Below are 17,255 nucleotides of genomic sequence, written 5' to 3'. Positions count from 1 at the left end.
CGGCGCCCGGCCCCTCGCTCCGGGTGCTCAGGACATGCCGCGCGCGGGGATCAGCGCTCGCGGCAGCCAGCCTCCCATCCTCGAGCCCTCGCGCCGCTCGGCGTGCGCCGGGGTGAGGCTCCGGCCGAGTGCCGCGAAGAGCATGTGCACTCCGCGCACGGCGAGCCGGGCCTCGTCGGCGAGCGCCGCGCGTCCCCGCTCCTCCACGGGCATGCGATCCAACGTATCGAGCAGGTGCGCCCGGTAGGCCTCTCCGTCCAGGTGGGTGGAGTGGCGGAGGAAGACGGTGCCCGCGTTCCCACGCAGCCCGAGTGCCCGGGCGATACCGGTGCCCGTCTGGCCCGCGCCGGGCAGCGGTGTGGCGTAGAGCACCCAGGCGTGCGCGGCGAGCAACCCGGGGGCCTCGTCGCACAGGAGCCCGAGCCGCTCCACGTACGGCGCCGCGTGGTGGCGGGGCGTGCTCGAGTACCAGCCCGGGCCGAGCAGGGCGCGCAGATCGTCCTGCAACAGCTCGTTGCGCCACAGCTCGGGCAGGCAGAGGGGGCCCACCGTGGGGTGCGCGCGGTTCCACATGAGCGCCCACTCCAGCTCCGCGTAGAGCGCCTGGAGGCTGGACAGGAGCCGCACGTAGTCACTCCGCTCCAGCGTGCCCCTCGCGAGCCGCAGGGCGAGGGGCGTGCGCATCACGGCCTGCGCCTCGTCGGCGGTGACCCGCCGCAGCAGCTCCGTCAGCGTGCTCACTGCTTCCACCCTCCGGCGGTGACCGGCTCGGCAGTCCGCTCGGGGGCCCGGGACAGGGCCCGCAGCGCATCGCCCATCGTGTGCCAGACCGCGTGCAGCGTGTCCTCGTCCATGCGGATCGTCATGGGTCCGAGGCTCAGGTGGATGTGCCCGCAGGTGCAGCGCGCTACTTCCGCGCTGGGGCCGTGGGCCAGGAGGGTGCGGCAGCAGGTAGGAGTCGGCATGGAGTCCCTCGTCACTCGAGATGTGGGGCGATAATGATTCTGATTATCGTTTTCAAAATCAAGATGCACCAAGAAGGGCAGGCGGTCAAGCCTGGGGAAGAGGAGTGCCCGGAGGCGGACGCTCAGAGCACCTTGCGGGGCTGGACGAGGGCGTTGGCGAAGAGGAGGCCGGCGACGAGGGCCACGGCCACCATGAGCATGGAGAAGGCGGTGTCCACGCCGGCGAGCACGTCGCGTGCGAGCAGGGACTCCATGCTGCGGAAGCCGATGCTGCCGGGAACGAGCAGCATGATGGCGGGCACGAGGGTGATGACGGCGGGACGGTTGCGCACGCGGGCGAGCAGGTTGGTGACGATGCCGACGATGAGCGCGCCGACGAACGCGCCCAGCTGGGGCCCGAGGACCTGGGTGCCCAGGCGAGAGCCCGCGTAGGCCAGCGTTCCGGCCACGGTGATCCACCCCCAGTCCCGGGGCCGGGCGCGGAAGATGACGCTCACCGCGAACAGCATCGACACCAGGGCGAGGGGCTCCGTCCAGGCGGGGAGCGCCGGGAGGGGACCCATCTTGGCGGGCAGGGGGAACCAGGCCGCCAGCCGGGTGCCGAGCGCCACGCCGAAGCCGAGCTCGAGGAACACGATCGCCGCGCCGGTGAGCCGCGACGTGCCGGAGATGAGGTTCCGGGTGGCGAGCTCGTTGAGGGCCACGGTGAGGCTGAGGCCGGGCAGCAGCACGATGAGACCCGCGAGGGTGACGATCTGCACCGACAACGGGCCCACGAGACTGGCCGCCACCACGGCCAGCGCCGAGGAGAGGATGGCGGCGATGGGCTCCAGCACCCAGACCGTGGAGGGCTGCCGCCGTGTCCAGGTGTCCAGCCCACCGACGAGGAGGGAGATCAGCGCCGCCACGCCCATTTCGCGCGGGCCACCGCCGAAGAGCCGTGCGCCGCCGACGGCGGCCAGGGCCCAGCACAGCAGGAGCAGGGCGTTGCCATAGCGGGGAGGCTCGGCGAGGACGGCCTCCACGCGCTCGGCGCCCTCCTCGGGGGAGAGATCGCCCCGGATGACCGCGTCCGCGAGCGAGTCGAGGCTCGCCAGCCGTCCGAGGTCCATGTCCCCGGGCTCCACGCGGATGAGGCAGGTCTGGAGGGCCTCGGGGGGGCCGAAGGACGCGAAGATGGAGGTGGGAGTGGAGAAGAAGCGGGCCTCCAGACCCAGCCGTTGCGACACCAGCCGCATCTGCTCCTCCAGCCGGTGGGCGGGAGTGCCATAGCGGTGCAGCGCCTGCCCGAGCCGCAGCGTGAAGGCCACGGAGGGTCCAGGGGGAGGCGGCTGGAGCGCGATGAGTTGTTCGGCCGGGAGCACGGGGCGCACATCGCAGAGGCCTTCGGGGGTGTCAAACGAAGCCTCCGTCAGCCCGCCAGCATGCTTGCTCCCAAGGCGTGACTTCCAGGACTTCTCCTTCCTGGGTGAGCAGGGCAAGCTGCACGCCTTCTTCCCCGATGCTCCGGGCCAGGAGTCCTGACGGTCATGCTCTTCACCACGCCGCTGTCCACGCCCCGCCTGCTGCTGCGCGAGTTCGAGGAGGACGACTGGCGTGCCACCCACCCCTACGAGTCCGACCCGGAGGTGGTGCGCTACCAGTCCCACGGTGTCCGCACCTCCGAGGAGAGCCGGGACTACATCCGCCGGGTGAGGGCCCTGGCCAGCGAGACACCCCGGCGCGTCTATGACCTGGCCGTGGTGCTGCGCGACGGCAACCGGCTCATCGGGCGCTGTGGCATGCACGTCAACAACCCCGAGATGAACGAGGCCATGCTCTGGTACGTCCTCGATCGCTCGCGGTGGGGCAAGGGCTACATCCCCGAGGCGGTCCAGGCGCTCGTGGACTTCGGTTTCGGGACGCTCGGGCTGCACCGCGTCTGGGCCGACTGCGACCCGCGCAACCCCGCCTCCTTCCGGGTGATGGAGAAGCTGGGCATGCGCAAGGAGGCGCACTTCCGCGAGAACGTCTTCCTCAAGGGCGAGTGGTGTGACTCCCTCATCTACGCCCTGCTCGATCACGAGTGGCGGGCTCGCGCCGCGGCCCGGTCCTCCTCGACATAGAGCAAGGCCGGGCGAGGCGGTACTCGCCCCGTCCGGCCTCGTGCGCTCCGTTCCCTTGCTTCAGTGGACGGAGGTGTAGTCATCGAGCGTCGGCAGTGGCGGGATGGCGCCGCGCTCGCGCTCGCTCTCCGAGGAGGCGGAGGCCTGGAACTCGTCCTCCCGTCCGCTCACGTCCTCGGTCTGCCCCGACAGCTTCGTCTCGAGCTGGTCGCCGAGGTTGGAGATGCGCTCCTTCACCTTGGCCTTGGCCGGCTCGATGAGCTGCCGCTCACGGCTGGTCACCGGGATGAGGCTGGCGCACAGCGCGCCAATCGCCAGGCCGCCGATGGCCAGCAGCACCGGGTTCTCGGACACGGTGTCGTACCAGCCCGACGTCCGCTGGGTCATCTCGTGCCGGCTGGGGATGTGCTCGCGAAGCCCGGAGGCCTTGTCCTTCGCCATGTCGACGAGGCCGCTGGCGCGCTCCTTGAGATCCGAGGCCTTCTCCTTCGCCATGTCCACGGCACCCGAGGCGCGTGCCTTCAACCCGCTCTCGTCCTGGGTGCTATCGCCCATGTAGCTGGAGCCGACGTTCACGGCGCCCACGTCGGTGCTGGTGCGCACGCCGATGTCACTGCCCAGCGAGCCCCGCACGTCACCGGTGGGCCGCATCAGGCCACCTTCGGGTGCTGGCACCAGGGACATGTCCCGGTCGTACCCGCTGTGCAGGTGATGGTCGTGGCGTACGTCGAAGACCTTCTTCATCAGCACCGAGCCCACGCCCGCGCCGATGACAGCCCCCAACATGCTCCAGCCCTTGGGCGTGTCCGCCCGCTCCTTGATTTCCGTCGTTCTGCGCATCACCGCCTCCTTGGCGTGCGTCCTCAGTTCGTCAACCTTCTCCGTTGCTCGCTCCCTGGCCTGCTCCTTCAACTCCATCACCTTGGTGGAGGCGACCTCCTTGAGGTGCTCCTTCTCCATGCGGCGGGCCAGCTCATCGGCGAGCTCGCTCATGCGTGCCCGTGCATCTGTGATTTCACGGATTGGAACGTCCTGCTCGCCCATTGAGAGTCCTCCTTCAGGGTTTGAATGGTCTGGTTGGGAGCGTGGATCTCCTTCATGCGGTTGAGGCCCACCTTGGCGATGCCCGCGCCGATGCCGCAGAAGAGCACCGTGACGATGAGCGCCGCGGCCCACAGCGGCAGCAGCAGATCCAACGCGAAGACGGCGAAGAGCGTGAAGGCGATGCCGCCGAGCAGGAGCAGCCCTCCGCCCACGCCCAGCATCACGCCGCCCGCCTTGACCTTCGTCGCCTCCTGGCGGATTTCTGTCTTCGCGAGCGTCACCTCCGCGCGGATCAGCCGCCGGGCCTGATCGAAGAATTCACCCAGCAGCGAACCGAACGCGCGGTCCGACATGCCATCACCCGGAATGGTGCGCTCCTCGTAGTTGTAGCTTCTCCGTGTCCCTGGATTCTCCGGTTGCATCGTGTCCTCCCTATTCCTTCAGCAGCCGGGCGGCGAGGAACCCCACGGCGATGCAGCCAGCGAAGAAGGGAGCGGGCCGCTCACGGATGAACTGCCTGGCGTCGCTCACCAGCTCCTCGGTGGAGCCCTGCTCGATGCGGTCCGAGAACTTGCGGATGTAGCCCACGGCGCCACCGATCAGCTGCTGAGAGAAGCCATCGGCGTTCTGAGAGGCGTTCTCCAGCGTCGAGACGAAGCCCTGGAGTCCCTTGATGAGCTCGCCCTTCCGGTCGTCGATCTGGTGGTAGACCCGATCCCGGGTTACACCGGTGAAGCGCTTCACCTGTTCCTTGCCCTGGGACGCGAAGCCCGTGTCCTGCTCCGAGACGTCACGGCCGCCCATCGACGTGCCGGTGGCGGTGAAGCTGGAACCCTGGATTCCTCCTTCAGTGACGGTTGCCATGCGGTCTCCTCCGAGTAGGTTGGAATGGAGTACTGCTCATGCAGGAATGACCCACACATGACAGAAGCTAGGCACGCCCAGGCAGGCGCCATGGAATGGGCGGGAATCGCTCGCGGAGCGGGCAGCGGAGAGGGACGTTCGGATTGCGGGAATAGAAATGCGCGGTGTGGGAAGCTCCAACGGAAGGGGCGTTGATGGCGAGGAAGCCGAAGACACCGCGATGGTTGGAGGCCGCGCGCCGGCGCACGATGCCGGTGCCGGAAGGGAGCCGCGCGGACTGGCTGGCGCGTGCCCTGGGACGCGCGGGAGTGATGCCGCGGGCCGAGGCGGAGCGGGCCATCCGCGAGGGGCGGGTGGAGGTGGACGGGCGCGTGGCGCACGACCCCTTCGCACAGGTGCACGAAGGGAGCGCGGTGCGGGTGGATGGGCAGCCGCGCACGTTGGAGGCGCGGACGCTGGCGCTGATGTTCCACAAGCCCGCGGGGGTGGTGGTGCACGGGAGTGATCCCGAGGGAATCGGCACCGTCTTCGAGCGCTTGCGGCCGGTGCTGCCGCCGGAGCTGCTCGGGTATGAGTGGTACGCGGTGGGGCGGCTGGACCGGGACACCACGGGCCTGTTGCTCTTCACCAACGAGGAGCGGCTGGTGGCGCACGCGACTTCTCCCGAGACGCACGTGCCCAAGCGCTACGTGGCGGAGGTAGAGGGCAGGCCCTCGGAGGTGGCCCTCCAGACGCTGCGCGAGGGCGTGTTGCTCGAGGATGGACCGGCCCGGCCAGCGGTGGCTCGGCTGCTGGCTCCCAGCCGGGTCGAGCTGGTGCTCACGGAGGGGCGGCACCACCAGGTGAAGCGGATGCTGGCGGCGGTGGGGCACCCGGTGCGGACGCTGCACCGCGAGGCCGTGGGCGAGCTGGTGCTGGACGTGCCGGAGGGCTCCTGCCGGCTGCTCACGGACGCCGAGGTGGAGCGAGGCCTTGGCTTCGCCGAGGGGCGGCGATGACGGCGTCCTCCTTTACCCTGCTACTCGTGGACGACAGCCCCGAGGACCGGGGCACCTGGGCGGCGTTCCTGCGACAGGAACAGGACCACACCTGGTCCTTCATCGAATCGGAGGACGCGGAAGAGGGGCTCGCGCTCTGTCTGGCCCATCCCGTGGACTGCGTCATCCTCGACTACGGGTTGCCGGGGATGGACGGCCTGGGCTTCCTGCGGCGGTTGAAGGAGGTGCTCGGCGAGGCGGCTCCTCCGGTGGTGCTGGTGACGGGGCGGGGCAGTGAAAGGGTGGCGGTGTCGGCGATGAAGGCGGGTGCCTCGGACTACCTGATCAAGTCCGACATCACCCCGGCGAGCCTCTACCGGGCGACGCACAACGCCATCGAGAAGGCCGTGTTGGAGCGCCGCCACCGTGAGGCCGAGCGGGAGCGGGACGCCGTATTGGCGCGCGAGCGGGCGGCGCGGGCCGAGGTCGAGGCGCTCGTGCGCGAGCGCGAGCGGCTGCTGGGCGAGGCGGAGGCACAGCGTGCCCTCTTCGATGCCGTCCTCCAGCAGATGCCCTCGGGTGTCCTCGTGGCGGAGCCCTCCGGCAAGCTGCTGCTGGCCAGCGCGCGCGTGGAGCAGATTCTTCGCTACCCCTTCCGGGCCTCGCAGGGGGTGAGCGAGTACGGAGACGCCCTCCGGGGCATCCACCCGGACGGCCGGCCCTACCGCTGTGAGGAGTGGCCCCTGTCCCGAAGCCTCCTCTCCGGTGAGGTGGTGGAGGGCGAGGAGGTGGAGGTGGCGCGCGCGGACGGCAGCCGCGTCACGCTCAGCATCTCCTCGGGTCCGGTGCTCGATGCGCGAGGGCAACGGATAGCGGGCGTCGCCACCTTCATGGACGTGACGGCGAGGAAGCGCGTCGAGGCCGAGTTCGACAACTTCTTCCGTCTCTCGCACGATCTGCTGGCCGTGGCGGGGACGGATGGCTTCTTCAAGCGCGTCAACCCCGCCTTCTCCCAGACGCTGGGCTGGAGCGAAGAGGAATTGCTCTCCCGTCCCTTCGCCAGCCTCCTGCACCCGGAGGATCTCTCGGCCACCCGCTCCGAGGTGGAGAATCTCGCCCGGGGAGGGCACACGCTGCACTTCGAGAACCGCTACCGGTGCAGGGATGGGAGCTATCGCTGGTTGTCGTGGACGTCGGCGTCGATGGCGGAGCAGGGACTCATCTTCGCCGTGGCGCGGGACGTGACGCAGACGAAGCGCCTGGAGGCGGCCCTGCGGGAGAGTGAAGCGCGCTACCGTGAGCTCGCCGTCCAATACGAGCGGCAGGCGCGCACCTTCGACACCATGCTGACCGCCCATCCGGACTTCATGTACCTGTTCGACCGGCGGCACCGCTTCACCTACGTCAACCGCTCGTTGTTGCAGCTCTGGGGCAAGCGGTTGGAGGAGGCGGTGGGGAGGAACTTCCAGGAACTGGGCTATCCCCCCGAGCTGGTAGAGAAGCACCGGCGGCAGCTCGACGAGGTGCTGCGCACGGGGAGGCCCGTGCGTGGCGACAACCCGTACACGAGCGCCTCCGGCACTGGCCATTACGAGTACATCTACGCCCCCATCTTCGGACCGGACGGGCAGGTGGAGGCCATCGCGGGCACCAGCCGCGACATCACCGAGCGCAAGCGCGCCGAGGAGGAGCTGCGGCGCCGGGCCGAGTTCGCGCAGCAGCTGGTCGGCATCGTCAGCCACGATTTGCGCAACCCCATCACCGCCATTCTCCTCGGTGCGCAGAGCCTCCTGCGGCGGCGGAACGGTCTGGATGAGAGCCAGGCGCTGACCGCCACCCGCATCCAGTCCTCGGCCGAGCGCGCCGCCCGCATGGTGAGGGACTTGCTGGACTTCACCCAGGCGCGCCTGGGCGGCGGCATCCCCATCCATCCCGCTCCGCTCGACCTGCACGCCCTCACCCGCCAGGTGCTGGACGAGGTGCGGATGAGCTACCCCGAGCGGAGCTTCCGGGTGGACTCGGAGGGGGACGGGCAGGGGCAGTGGGACCCCGACCGCCTGGCCCAGGTCATCACCAACCTGGTGTCCAACGCGGCGAAGTACAGCCCCGCGGGTACCCTCGTCACGGTGGTGACGCGCGGCCATGACGGCCAGGTCTCCCTGGAGGTCCACAACACGGGCGACCCCATCCCTCCCGAGCTGCGTCAGCGTCTCTTCCAGCCCATGACGCGAGGCGCCTCCGAGGTGGATCGGGCGAGCCGCAGCATCGGCCTGGGCCTCTTCATCGTGGACAGCATCGTCCGGGCCCATGGGGGCTCCGTCGACGTGAGCTCCAGCGCTGGCGAGGGCACGACCTTCACGGTGCGGCTGCCGCGTCACGTCCCGGTGCGGTCCCACCCCCTCTCTCCGAAAGTGGAGTGAGGGGCTTCACCCCTCGCGCCGTGCGGACTCCCGCACCACGACCCGGGCGCGCTCGGCCAGCATGTGGCTCCCGGGCAGCTCCCGCCCGAGCAGTCGCGGGACGGCGAGCGCGAGGCTGACGGAGTTGGTGAGGACACAGCCCCGGACGTCCTCCAGCTGCTCCCGCCCCACCGTGCGCTCCACCACCGGCATGTCCCCGAGCCGTCCTTCCTCCAGCAGCACGGAGCGGATGATGCCCGGGAGGCAGGGGACCTCCAGGGGCGGAGTCACCACCGCGTCTCCCACGAGGAAGAACAGATTGCCGTTCGGCGCCTCGCAGAGCTCCCCGGCCTCGTTGGCGAAGACCGTTCCCCGGCCGAAGTGCGCGTACTGCCGCAGGTACGAGATGCTCTTGTGTCTCAGGGTGGGGTCGCCCCTCCGGTAGCAGCGGTCCTCCAGCGCGTCGAGGACGGTGTGCGCCTGGGGGGCCGGCAGTTCCCGGAAGGACAGCAGCAGCCGCCCATCTCCCGCCACCAGCTTGCCCACGCCGGTGAAGCGAGGCCCCAGGCTGGCATCCGCCTCCAGGCATCGATGCAGGGAGTCGAGGACGGACCTGGCGGTGAGCACGTCCTCGGGTGGCGCGCGCACGCAGGCCGCATGGGCCTCGAGGCTCGACCGGAGCCGCGCGAGGTGCCGCTCCAGGAACATGGGCACGCCCCCGGTGACGAGGAACGTCTCGAAGAAGCCCGCGCCGAAGAAGAACGACTGGAGGAAGTCCTGGAGCCGCAGCTCCTCCCACCGCCGCACCTCTCCGTTCACCGCGACCGTGTCCATCATCCGATTCGCGCCTCCAGGAACCTCGCGAGCAACGTGGTGCCGTGCGGCGTGAGGAAGGACTCGGGATGGAACTGGATGCCCTCCACCCATGGGTACTCGCGATGGCGCAGTCCCATCACCAGCTCTCCGCACCAGGCGGAGACCTCCAGGCAGTCCGGAAGGCTCGCCCGCTCCACCACCAGCGAGTGGTAGCGCGCGGCCACGAAGGGATGGGGCAGTCCCCGGAAGACGCCCCGGCCATCGTGGTGGATGTCGGCCGTCTTCCCGTGCACGGGCACCGGGGCCCGCACGACGCGCCCTCCGAACACCTGGCCGATGGACTGGTGCCCCAGGCACACCCCGAGCACCGGCACCCGGCCCGCGAAGGCGCGGATGACCTCCAGCGAGATGCCGGCCTCGTTCGGCGTACAAGGGCCCGGCGAGATGACGATGCGATCCGGCCGCAGCGCCTCCACCCCGGCGAGGGTGAGGGCATCGTTGCGCACCACCTTCAGCTCCGCCCCGAGCCCGCCCAGCGCCTGCACGAGGTTGAAGGTGAAGGAGTCGAAGTTGTCGATGAGCAGCATCATTTCGCGCCCTCCGCCGGCCGTGCGGACAGCGCCAGCAGCGGCGAGCGCGCCTTGTGCAGCGTCTCCTGGTACTCGCGCCTCGGCTCCGAGTCGTGGACGATGCCCGCCCCCACCTGCACCCAGGCCCGTCCGCCTTTCAGCACCACCGTGCGGATGACGATGTTGAGGTCCATCTCGCCCGTGAAGCTCAGGTATCCGAGCGAGCCCGTGTAGAGGCCCCGCGCGTGTGGCTCCAGCTCGGTGATGATCTGCATGGTGCGGATCTTCGGCACCCCGGTGATGGTGCCGCCCGGGAACACCGCCGCCACCACGTCGAGCGGCTCCACTCCCGGCGCCAGCCGGCCCACCACCTCGGACTCGATGTGGAGCACGTGGGCGTACTCGATGATCTCCATCAGCTTCGTCACCTGGACGCTCCCGTAAGTGCAGACGCGCCCCAGGTCGTTGCGCTCCAGATCCACCAGCATCGCGTGCTCGGCCCGCTCCTTCTCGCTGGTGCGCAGCTCGTGTACGAACCGGGCGTTCTCCTCTGGTGTTCCCTTGCGCCGCGTGCCCGCGATCGGCCGGGTGATGGCCCTGCCGTCCTCCACCCGCACCAGCCGCTCGGGCGAGGCGCTCACCACCTCGAAGCCGTCCACCTCCAGGTAGCTGGCGAAGTGCACCGGGCTGATGGCCGAGAGGGCTTCGTACAGCTCCAGCGCGGGCAGCCTGGGCTCCACCTCCAGCCGCTGCGAGAGGTTGACCTGGTAGGTGTCTCCCGCGCGGATGTATTCCTGTACGCGCTCCACCGCTCGCTGGTAGCCCTCCTGCGTGAAGTTGGAGCGCCAGGGCACGTCCGGCGTCTGTCCGTCCTCGAGGTGCCAGGCGCGCGCCGGAGGCGTTGTGGAGGCCACCGCGCGTACCACCCGCTCCAGCTCCTCCAACCGTCGCAGGCAGTCCTCGTGGTCGTCGCCCGTGGCCACCACGAGCGCCCGGCTCTCCTGGTGGTCCACCGCCACGAACGTGTCCACGAAGTCCAGCGCGATGTCCGGCAGTCCCAGATCGTCGTTCCCGTGGCGCGGCAGGGACTCGAAATGGTGCGCCGCCTCGTAGGCGAAGAAGCCCACCGCTCCACCACAGAAGAGCGGCATCCCTGGAAGGCGCACACCGCGAAAACGTCTCAGGAGCCCTCGCAAGGTGGTCAGTGGCTCCCCCGGTTGGGGTTCGCCGTTGATCTCGCACCTTCCTCCCTTCGCCCTGAACGTCAGGAAGGGTCTGGCTCCCACGAAGGAGTAGCGGCCTTCGTTCGAGGCTCGGGTGCTTTCGAGCAGGATGCGGTGTCCCGGCGGCAGGGCTCGCAGCAGGTCCACCGGTCTCCGGCCGTGCAGCTCCACCACACGGACGAGGGGGACCTGGTTGTAGCCCTCCGCCACGAGCGCCTCGAAGCGCTCGCGGTCCAACGGAGAGGGGGGCGGGGTCGGGGGGACCGGCATGGGCGGGCTTGTAACAAAGGCCACGCCTTCATGGGCCCCGGGTTCGACCCGGGAGACGAGAGACCCTCACCCCGTCCCTCTCCCAGGGGGAGAGGGGAGGGGGGCTCAGTGAGCGTGCCCGGCCGACTGCGGCTGGTAGGTGACGGAGAGGATGCGCAGGCGCTTGTGCTTTCCGCCAGGTAGCTCCCACTCGATCTCCTGCCCCTCCGAAAGTCCGAGCAGCGCCGCTCCCACGGGCGCCAGCACGGATACCCGCCCCTGCTGGAGCGACGCGTCCTTCGGATAGGACAGTGTCACCTCCCGCTTCTCGTGCGTGTCCTCGTCCTCGTACACCACCCGGCTGTTCATCGTCACGACGTCGGGCGGCACCTGGGTGGGCTCCACCACCTCCGCGCGCAGCAACTCCGCATCGAGCGCTTCCGCCAGATCTCCCGCGGTCGTATCGATGAGGGTTCGCAGCCGCTCCATGTCGGTCGACGTGACCACGATCCTCGGCTCTTGCGTGCTCATGACTGCTCAATCCTTTGACCCTACGTGTGGCCGGTCAACCAAGCAGGTTCCGAGCCGTGCCTGCATGGCGGCAGGGCGTCTGAAACCAGACGCCCCACCGGGCGTCACCCTGACGGCACGTCCGGGATTGACCGTTCGTACGAAACCCAGACGCACCGCGTCGTCAACGGTTAGCCTTCCCTCCTCATGAGTGCTCCACGCGACCCTGTCTACCTGGACCACAATGCCACCACGCCGCTGCTGCCCGAGGTGGTGGACGCCATGCTCCCGTATCTGCGCGAGCACTTCGGCAACCCCTCCAGCGCGCACGTCTATGGACGCCGGGCCCGCGAGGCCGTCGATCGGGCTCGGGCCCAGGTGGCGGCGCTGCTCGGCGCCGCCCCGGAGGAGCTCTTCTTCGTCGCGCATGGGACGGAGGCCAACAACCTCGCCATCCGTGGCGTGGCGGCCGCGCTCCCGGAGAAGCGGCACGTGTTGACCTCCGTCATCGAGCACCCGGCCACCACCGAGCCCTGCCGCGAGCTGGAGAAACACGGCACGCGGGTGACATGGCTCCCGGTGGATGGGGACGGCCGGATCCGCGTCGACGAGGCCGTGGCGGCACTGCGGAGCGACACGGCGCTCGTCACCCTCATGCATGCCAACAACGAGACGGGCGTGCTGCAGCCCATCTCCGAGGTGGCCCTCGAGGCCCGCGCCCGTGGGGTGCTGGTACACACCGATGCGGCCCAGTCGGTGGGCAAGCTACCCGTGTCCGTCGATGGGCTGGGCGTGGACCTGCTCACGGTGGTGGGCCACAAGTTCGGCGCCCCCAAGGGCGTGGGCGCACTGTACGTGCGCCGGGGAACGCCGCTGCGTCCGGTCCTGCTCGGGGCGGGGCATGAGCGGGGCCTGCGCCCGGGCACGGAGAACGTCGCGTCCATCGTGGGGCTCGGGGCGGCCTGCGAGGTGGCCCTCCGCACGGTGGAAGGCGAGGAGACGCGGATGCGCAGGCTGCGGGGCGAGCTCTGGACGCGGCTGCGGGCGCGCATCCCGGGACTGGTGCTCAATGGCCACCTGGAGGAGCGGTTGCCGAACACCCTCAACGTGCGCTTCCCCGGTGTGAGCGGCTCCGCGCTCCTGGCCGCGGCTCCCGAGGTGGCTGCCTCCACGGGCTCGGCGTGCCACGCGGGCGAGGAGTCCGCCTCCTCCATCATCACCGCGATGGGTGTGGCTCCCGGGGAGGCGCTCGGCTCGGTGCGCCTGTCCCTGGGCCGGACGACGACGCTTGGGGACGTGATGACCGCCGCGGAAGCGCTCATCGGGGCCTGGCGGCGCCTGTCCCCACCCAGGTGAAAGACCGGGCCCACCTGGGCCATACTCGGGCTCCCCCCACCGACGAGGAGCCACCTTGGCGGAGTCTCCCCCCGCGTCCTCACAGACGGCGTTCATCCAACAGCTCAACTTCTGGGCCCGCGATGCGAGCAACGAGTCGGCCGCGCTCCTGGGCGCCTTCGCGCTCGGGTTGTTCGCCCACCTCCCGGACGAGGGCTCCGCCGTGCCGGTGTCCCTGGAGACGCTCGCCTCCCGCATCGGCGGTACCGTGCGAGGCACGCGCTCCGTCCTCGAGCCGCTGGTGGGGCTCGGCTTCGTCCGGCTGGAGGAGGGGAGGGGGTATTCGCTCCCGGTGGCGAGCGCCTTCCTCCGCCGCCCCGACTTCGCCGCCCGGATGCGCGAGGCGCTCGGCTGGTGGCTCGTGTCCGCGAAGCTGCCCGAGGCCGTCCGCACCGGCGCTCCGGTGGACTGGCACGGGGAGTCCCGCGACCTGCTCGGGTGGTACCGGAAGGAGTTCCTGGAACCCCGGGCCCCCGTGTCGAGCACCACCGCCGAGGACTACGACGACCGTGCCGCGCGCAACTTCCTCCGCACCCAGGCGCTCGTGACGAGCGGTGAGGTGGGTCTGCTGGAGGCGCTGGTGTCCGGACCCCGGCCGCTCGCGGAGCTGGCGAAGGCCACCGGCTCCCATCCCGAGGCGCTGCGCGTGCTGCTGGAGGTGCTCGTGTCCATGGGCCTCGTCCAGCGGGAGGCGGAGTCCTTCGGGTACACCGAGCTGGCCGGCCGCTCCCTGGACGCGAGCAGCCTGCCGTACTTCCAGCGCGCCTTCCCGGCCACCATGGACTACTGGGAGGCCTTCGGGCACCTGGACGAGGCCGTCACCCAGCGGAAGTTCCGGTTGGATCTGCGCGACCCCGAGACGGCGAAGCGCATCTACCAGCGCAACGCCTCGCGCATCACCGGCATCTTCGCCTCGCACGTGAAGCTGGGCCGCAAGGCCGCGGAGCTCGTCGCCTCCATGCGTCCGCTGAAGGAGGCTCGGGTCCTGGACGTGGGCACCGGCTCGGGTGTCTGGGGCGCCGCCTTCGGGCTGGCGGACCCCACGGTGCACGTCACCTACCTGGACTCCGAGCACGTCCTGGAGCAGGTGAAGCCCAACATCGCGAAGCTCAAGCTGGACGGCCGTGCACGCTATTGGGCCGGGGACTGCCTCTCCGTGGACTACGGCGAGGCGCAATACGATCTCATCCTCCTGCCCCAGGTCATCCCCGCGCTGCCTCCCGAGGAGCTGCCGCGGCTCTTCGGGCAGCTCGCCCGCGCGCTGCGTCCCCGGGGGCTGCTCATCATCTCGGGCTACCTGCTGACGGACCGGCGCGATGGTCCCCTGGATGCGCTCTACTTCTCGCTGCGCCGCTACGTGTCCAACGAGGGTGATGTGCTGTCCATGCCCGACTTCCGGCGGCTGCTCGAGCCCGTGGGCCTCACGTCCTCCCGCGGCTTCGACATGCCCATCCAGCAGGTCGTCATCGCCTCGCGCGGGGACGTCCCCTGGCCGGACGGCCTCCCTTCCCGCTGACGCTCCTGGAGAGACATGGAACCCCTTCGCTCGTTCTTCATGGAGGACTACCTCGAGGGCTCGCGCTTCACCGCGCGCTACAACCTCGGGGAGTCCGGTGCCCGGCCCCGCACGGTGGGCGAGCTGCTCGCCGGCTCCGGCGTCGGCCCCCAGCAGGCCGCCGACACGTTCCTCTCCACCCTGCTGCGTGACAGCCCCAACTGGGGCCGCGCCGACCTGAGGGACCTGGTGGCCGCCATGCATCCCGGCGCCACGCGCGACAACGTCCTCATCACCACTGGCACCAGCGAGGCCCTGCTGCTCCTCTTCCGCCAGCTCCGCCCGAAGAAGGTGGCCCTCGCCTGGCCCGCCTTCCAGCTCCTCTACGAGCTGCCCATGCAGCAGGGCGCGGAGATCGTCCGCCTTCCCCTGCGCTGGGACGAGCGGGGCGTGCCCTCCGTGGACGCCGACGCGTGGTTGGAGCGGCTCGAGCGCGAGCGCCCGGACGTGGTCATCATCAACAACCCCCACAACCCGAGCGGCCTGGTGTTGGAGCCGGAGCTGCTGGAGCGCGTCTCCCGCTGGACGGAGCGTTCCGGTGCCACGCTGGTGGGCGACGAGCACTACCGCTTCCTCTCCTCCGAGACGGAGGTGCTGGGGTCCACGGTGTACCGCGCGGGCACCCGGAGCTTCGTCACCGGCTCCTTCATCAAGTGCCTGGGCTGCCCGGGCCTTCGCATCGGCTGGTGCGTGGGTGACACGGCCATGCTGGCGGGCATGCAGAACGAGAAGAACTACACCACGCACACCGTGAACCCGGTCACCGAGTGGATCTCCTACGAGGTCCTCAAGGACCTGCACAGTCCCGCCCTGCGCCAGGCGCGCGAGGAGTGTTTGAGCAACCGGCGCATCCTCGCCGCCTTCCTGGAGCGCTCGCGGGGCGTGTATGGCGTGGCCCCCACGGGCGGACTCGTCACCTGCATCGGTGTGCGCGGCGTGGCCGGTCCGAAGGAGCTCGAGGCGAAGTTCCAGGCGCTCGGCGAGGCCGGGGTGTTCGTCCTGCCGCTCAGCTCCATGGAGCACGGCGACCCCGCGGGCACCCATCCGCTGGAGCGCGGTCACGGCTTCCGGCTGGGCCTGGGCATGCACCCGGAGCGTTTCCCCGAGGCCCTGGAGGCCATCGAGCGCGTCACCACCCGCTGACCCGGGAGCAGGCATACGAGCTGGCGTACGAGCCTCCGCCCGGGACCTTCCCATCTGACTCCAAGTCCAATGGGAATGTAGCGGAGCGATGCCCATCCTTCCCCGCAGGTCACACCCTGCCGGAGGGAACTCGCATGCAGCGCTCGCATGGACGGAACGACACGGGGAGCGGGCTCCCGGATCTCGTCTGCCTGTCTCACCTGCGTTGGAACTTCGTCTTTCAGCGCCCTCAGCACCTGATGTCGCGCTTCGCTCGCGAGCGCCGCGTCTTCTTCGTGGAGGAGCCTGTCTGGGGCCCTGGCCCCACCCGGCTGGAGGCGGCTCGCTCACCCGAGGGGGTCTGGGTGGCGACGCCCCACATCCACGTGGGGGGCTCCACTCAGGTGACGCCGGATCCACCGCCGGGCACCCGGATGGACCCCGACGTCCTGGCGGCCGTGCAGCGCGAGCTGCTCCATGCGCTGCTCGAGGACCAGGACGTGAACGAGTTCGTGCTCTGGTATTACACCCCGATGGCCCTGGCCTTCTCGGCGCATTTGCGGCCGCGGGCCGTGGTCTACGACTGCATGGACGAGCTGTCCGCCTTCAGTGGCGCACCGCCTCTGCTGGTGCAGCGCGAGGTGGAGCTGCTGCGCCGTGCGGACGTCATGTTCACCGGCGGCCATCACCTCTACGAGTCCAAGCGGGCGCACCACCCGAACGTCCATCCCTTCCCGAGCAGCGTGGACGTGCCGCACTTCGCGCAGGCCCGTCTGGGACCCGCCGACCCTCCCGACCAGGCCGCCCTGCCGCATCCGCGGATCGGCTTCTGCGGGGTCATCGACGAGCGGATGGATCTGGCGCTGCTGGAGGGCGTTGCCCGGGCACGCCCGGACTGGCAGCTGGTGATGGTGGGGCCAGTGGTGAAGATCTCCCCCGACAGCCTGCCGCGCCTGCCCAACATCCACTACCTGGGCGGGAAGCACTACAAGGAGCTGCCGGCGTACCTCGCTGGCTGGGACGTGGCCATGCTGCCTTTCGCACGTACCACGGCCACGCGCTTCCTCAGCCCGACCAAGACACCCGAGTACCTCGCGGCGGGCAAGCCCGTGGTGTCCACCTCCATCCGGGACGTGGTGCGCCCCTACGGAGAGCTGGGCCTGGTGCGCATCGCGGACACGCCGGAGGACTTCGTCCGGGCGGTGGAGGAGAACCTGTCCCAGTCGCGCGAGGAGTGGCTGCCGAAGGTGGACGCATTCCTCTCGCGCCTCTCCTGGGACCACACCTGGAGCGGGATGAAGGGCCACATCGACAAGGCGGTGGCGGCGCGCCGCCGGTGGGGCATGGGCACCTCGTCGGAGTCCTGGCCGGAGATGTGAGCGTATCAAGGCCGGCTGCCGACCAGTCAGGCATACTGGGTGTGTCCGTGGCCGGGCCGTCTCCGGAATGGTTCTGGAGGCAG

General features: G+C 70.0%; 17 protein-coding genes. 7 read left to right on the top strand and 10 right to left on the bottom strand.

Features of this window, described 5'->3' with window-relative positions; all coding sequences use genetic code 11:
- Positions 1-27: 27 nt before the first annotated feature.
- From NR810_RS19425 to NR810_RS19415, 3 genes are all read right to left on the bottom strand, one after another.
- Positions 28-741: a biliverdin-producing heme oxygenase gene (locus NR810_RS19425; RefSeq protein WP_257454398.1), complete on the bottom strand. Its 714-nt coding sequence runs from the start codon at positions 739-741 to the stop codon at positions 28-30.
- The gene (locus NR810_RS19420; RefSeq protein WP_257454396.1) at positions 738-965 is read right to left on the bottom strand and encodes a hypothetical protein; all 228 of its coding nucleotides are present in this window, start codon (positions 963-965) and stop codon (positions 738-740) included. Before NR810_RS19420 ends, NR810_RS19425 begins: the two co-directional genes overlap by 4 nt.
- A gap of 122 nt (positions 966-1,087) precedes the next feature.
- On the bottom strand, positions 1,088-2,329 hold the full coding sequence (locus tag NR810_RS19415; protein ID WP_257454395.1) for a threonine/serine exporter family protein: 1,242 nt from the start codon (positions 2,327-2,329) through the stop codon (positions 1,088-1,090).
- Between the two features lie 165 nt (positions 2,330-2,494).
- On the opposite strand from NR810_RS19415, the gene NR810_RS19410 reads away from it, so the two are divergent.
- Positions 2,495-3,070 (top strand): GNAT family N-acetyltransferase, encoded by a 576-nt coding sequence (locus NR810_RS19410; protein ID WP_257454393.1) that lies wholly within the window; start codon positions 2,495-2,497, stop codon positions 3,068-3,070.
- Positions 3,071-3,130: 60 nt separating this feature from the next.
- Here the strand turns inward: NR810_RS19410 and NR810_RS19405 are convergent, their stop codons facing one another.
- Genes NR810_RS19405 through NR810_RS19395 form a run of 3 tightly spaced genes read right to left on the bottom strand, consistent with a single transcriptional unit; the run spans position 3,131 to position 4,978 of the window.
- The gene (locus NR810_RS19405; protein ID WP_257454391.1) at positions 3,131-4,063 is read right to left on the bottom strand and encodes a hypothetical protein; all 933 of its coding nucleotides are present in this window, start codon (positions 4,061-4,063) and stop codon (positions 3,131-3,133) included.
- Positions 4,060-4,536, bottom strand: a complete 477-nt coding sequence (locus NR810_RS19400; protein WP_257454389.1) for a phage holin family protein — start codon at positions 4,534-4,536, stop codon at positions 4,060-4,062. Before NR810_RS19400 ends, NR810_RS19405 begins: the two co-directional genes overlap by 4 nt.
- A 10-nt stretch (positions 4,537-4,546) precedes the next feature.
- A complete protein-coding gene (locus tag NR810_RS19395; protein WP_257454387.1) occupies positions 4,547-4,978 on the bottom strand; it encodes a hypothetical protein in 432 nt (143 codons plus the stop codon).
- 194 nt (positions 4,979-5,172) lie between these two features.
- Between NR810_RS19395 and NR810_RS19390 the strand changes: the two genes are divergently transcribed.
- The gene (locus tag NR810_RS19390) at positions 5,173-5,976 is read left to right on the top strand and encodes a pseudouridine synthase (RefSeq protein WP_257454386.1); all 804 of its coding nucleotides are present in this window, start codon (positions 5,173-5,175) and stop codon (positions 5,974-5,976) included.
- Positions 5,973-8,375: a hybrid sensor histidine kinase/response regulator gene (locus NR810_RS19385; RefSeq protein ID WP_257454384.1), complete on the top strand. Its 2,403-nt coding sequence runs from the start codon at positions 5,973-5,975 to the stop codon at positions 8,373-8,375. Before NR810_RS19390 ends, NR810_RS19385 begins: the two co-directional genes overlap by 4 nt.
- A gap of 6 nt (positions 8,376-8,381) precedes the next feature.
- On the opposite strand, the gene NR810_RS19380 is transcribed toward NR810_RS19385, so the two are convergent.
- The 4 genes from NR810_RS19380 to rnk all read right to left on the bottom strand — a co-directional run bounded on the left by NR810_RS19380 (position 8,382) and on the right by rnk (position 11,742).
- Complete coding sequence (locus tag NR810_RS19380) at positions 8,382-9,191, bottom strand: aminotransferase class IV (protein ID WP_257454382.1); 810 nt, start codon at positions 9,189-9,191, stop codon at positions 8,382-8,384.
- Positions 9,188-9,760 (bottom strand): anthranilate synthase component II, encoded by a 573-nt coding sequence (locus tag NR810_RS19375; protein WP_257454379.1) that lies wholly within the window; start codon positions 9,758-9,760, stop codon positions 9,188-9,190. The genes NR810_RS19380 and NR810_RS19375 overlap by 4 nt, the downstream gene beginning before the upstream one ends.
- Positions 9,757-11,232 (bottom strand): anthranilate synthase component I family protein, encoded by a 1,476-nt coding sequence (locus tag NR810_RS19370; RefSeq protein ID WP_257454377.1) that lies wholly within the window; start codon positions 11,230-11,232, stop codon positions 9,757-9,759. Before NR810_RS19370 ends, NR810_RS19375 begins: the two co-directional genes overlap by 4 nt.
- Before the next feature lie 105 nt (positions 11,233-11,337).
- Positions 11,338-11,742 carry a nucleoside diphosphate kinase regulator gene (gene rnk / locus NR810_RS19365; protein ID WP_257454374.1) on the bottom strand — a complete coding sequence of 135 codons (405 nt, stop codon included), beginning with the start codon at positions 11,740-11,742 and terminating at the stop codon, positions 11,338-11,340.
- A gap of 186 nt (positions 11,743-11,928) precedes the next feature.
- Between rnk and NR810_RS19360 the strand changes: the two genes are divergently transcribed.
- From NR810_RS19360 to NR810_RS19345, 4 genes are all read left to right on the top strand, one after another.
- A complete protein-coding gene (locus NR810_RS19360; protein WP_257454372.1) occupies positions 11,929-13,077 on the top strand; it encodes a cysteine desulfurase family protein in 1,149 nt (382 codons plus the stop codon).
- Between the two features lie 55 nt (positions 13,078-13,132).
- On the top strand, positions 13,133-14,632 hold the full coding sequence (locus NR810_RS19355; protein ID WP_257454370.1) for a class I SAM-dependent methyltransferase: 1,500 nt from the start codon (positions 13,133-13,135) through the stop codon (positions 14,630-14,632).
- 15 nt (positions 14,633-14,647) lie between these two features.
- The gene (locus NR810_RS19350) at positions 14,648-15,814 is read left to right on the top strand and encodes a pyridoxal phosphate-dependent aminotransferase (RefSeq protein ID WP_257454368.1); all 1,167 of its coding nucleotides are present in this window, start codon (positions 14,648-14,650) and stop codon (positions 15,812-15,814) included.
- 134 nt (positions 15,815-15,948) lie between these two features.
- The gene (locus tag NR810_RS19345; protein WP_257454366.1) at positions 15,949-17,172 is read left to right on the top strand and encodes a glycosyltransferase family 1 protein; all 1,224 of its coding nucleotides are present in this window, start codon (positions 15,949-15,951) and stop codon (positions 17,170-17,172) included.
- Positions 17,173-17,255 lie beyond the last annotated feature (83 nt).

Source organism: Archangium lipolyticum (assembly GCF_024623785.1).
Lineage (GTDB): Bacteria > Myxococcota > Myxococcia > Myxococcales > Myxococcaceae > Archangium > Archangium lipolyticum.
Note: the sequence above shows the minus strand (reverse complement) of the source record. Positions and strands in the feature narration are given on the sequence as shown.

What these genes read in the sequence shown, in the direction of transcription:
- NR810_RS19405 (WP_257454391.1), bottom strand. Translation starts at nt 4,063, where the DNA reads ATGAGCGAGCTCGCCGATGAGCTGGCCCGCCGCATGGAGAAGGAGCAC.
- NR810_RS19390 (WP_257454386.1), top strand. Translation starts at nt 5,173, where the DNA reads ATGGCGAGGAAGCCGAAGACACCGCGATGGTTGGAGGCCGCGCGCCGG.
- NR810_RS19420 (WP_257454396.1), bottom strand. Translation starts at nt 965, where the DNA reads ATGCCGACTCCTACCTGCTGCCGCACCCTCCTGGCCCACGGCCCCAGC.
- NR810_RS19395 (WP_257454387.1), bottom strand. Translation starts at nt 4,978, where the DNA reads ATGGCAACCGTCACTGAAGGAGGAATCCAGGGTTCCAGCTTCACCGCC.
- NR810_RS19375 (WP_257454379.1), bottom strand. Translation starts at nt 9,760, where the DNA reads ATGATGCTGCTCATCGACAACTTCGACTCCTTCACCTTCAACCTCGTG.
- NR810_RS19370 (WP_257454377.1), bottom strand. Translation starts at nt 11,232, where the DNA reads ATGCCGGTCCCCCCGACCCCGCCCCCCTCTCCGTTGGACCGCGAGCGC.
- NR810_RS19350 (WP_257454368.1), top strand. Translation starts at nt 14,648, where the DNA reads ATGGAACCCCTTCGCTCGTTCTTCATGGAGGACTACCTCGAGGGCTCG.
- NR810_RS19360 (WP_257454372.1), top strand. Translation starts at nt 11,929, where the DNA reads ATGAGTGCTCCACGCGACCCTGTCTACCTGGACCACAATGCCACCACG.
- rnk (WP_257454374.1), bottom strand. Translation starts at nt 11,742, where the DNA reads ATGAGCACGCAAGAGCCGAGGATCGTGGTCACGTCGACCGACATGGAG.
- NR810_RS19410 (WP_257454393.1), top strand. Translation starts at nt 2,495, where the DNA reads ATGCTCTTCACCACGCCGCTGTCCACGCCCCGCCTGCTGCTGCGCGAG.
- NR810_RS19380 (WP_257454382.1), bottom strand. Translation starts at nt 9,191, where the DNA reads ATGATGGACACGGTCGCGGTGAACGGAGAGGTGCGGCGGTGGGAGGAG.
- NR810_RS19400 (WP_257454389.1), bottom strand. Translation starts at nt 4,536, where the DNA reads ATGCAACCGGAGAATCCAGGGACACGGAGAAGCTACAACTACGAGGAG.
- NR810_RS19345 (WP_257454366.1), top strand. Translation starts at nt 15,949, where the DNA reads ATGCAGCGCTCGCATGGACGGAACGACACGGGGAGCGGGCTCCCGGAT.
- NR810_RS19385 (WP_257454384.1), top strand. Translation starts at nt 5,973, where the DNA reads ATGACGGCGTCCTCCTTTACCCTGCTACTCGTGGACGACAGCCCCGAG.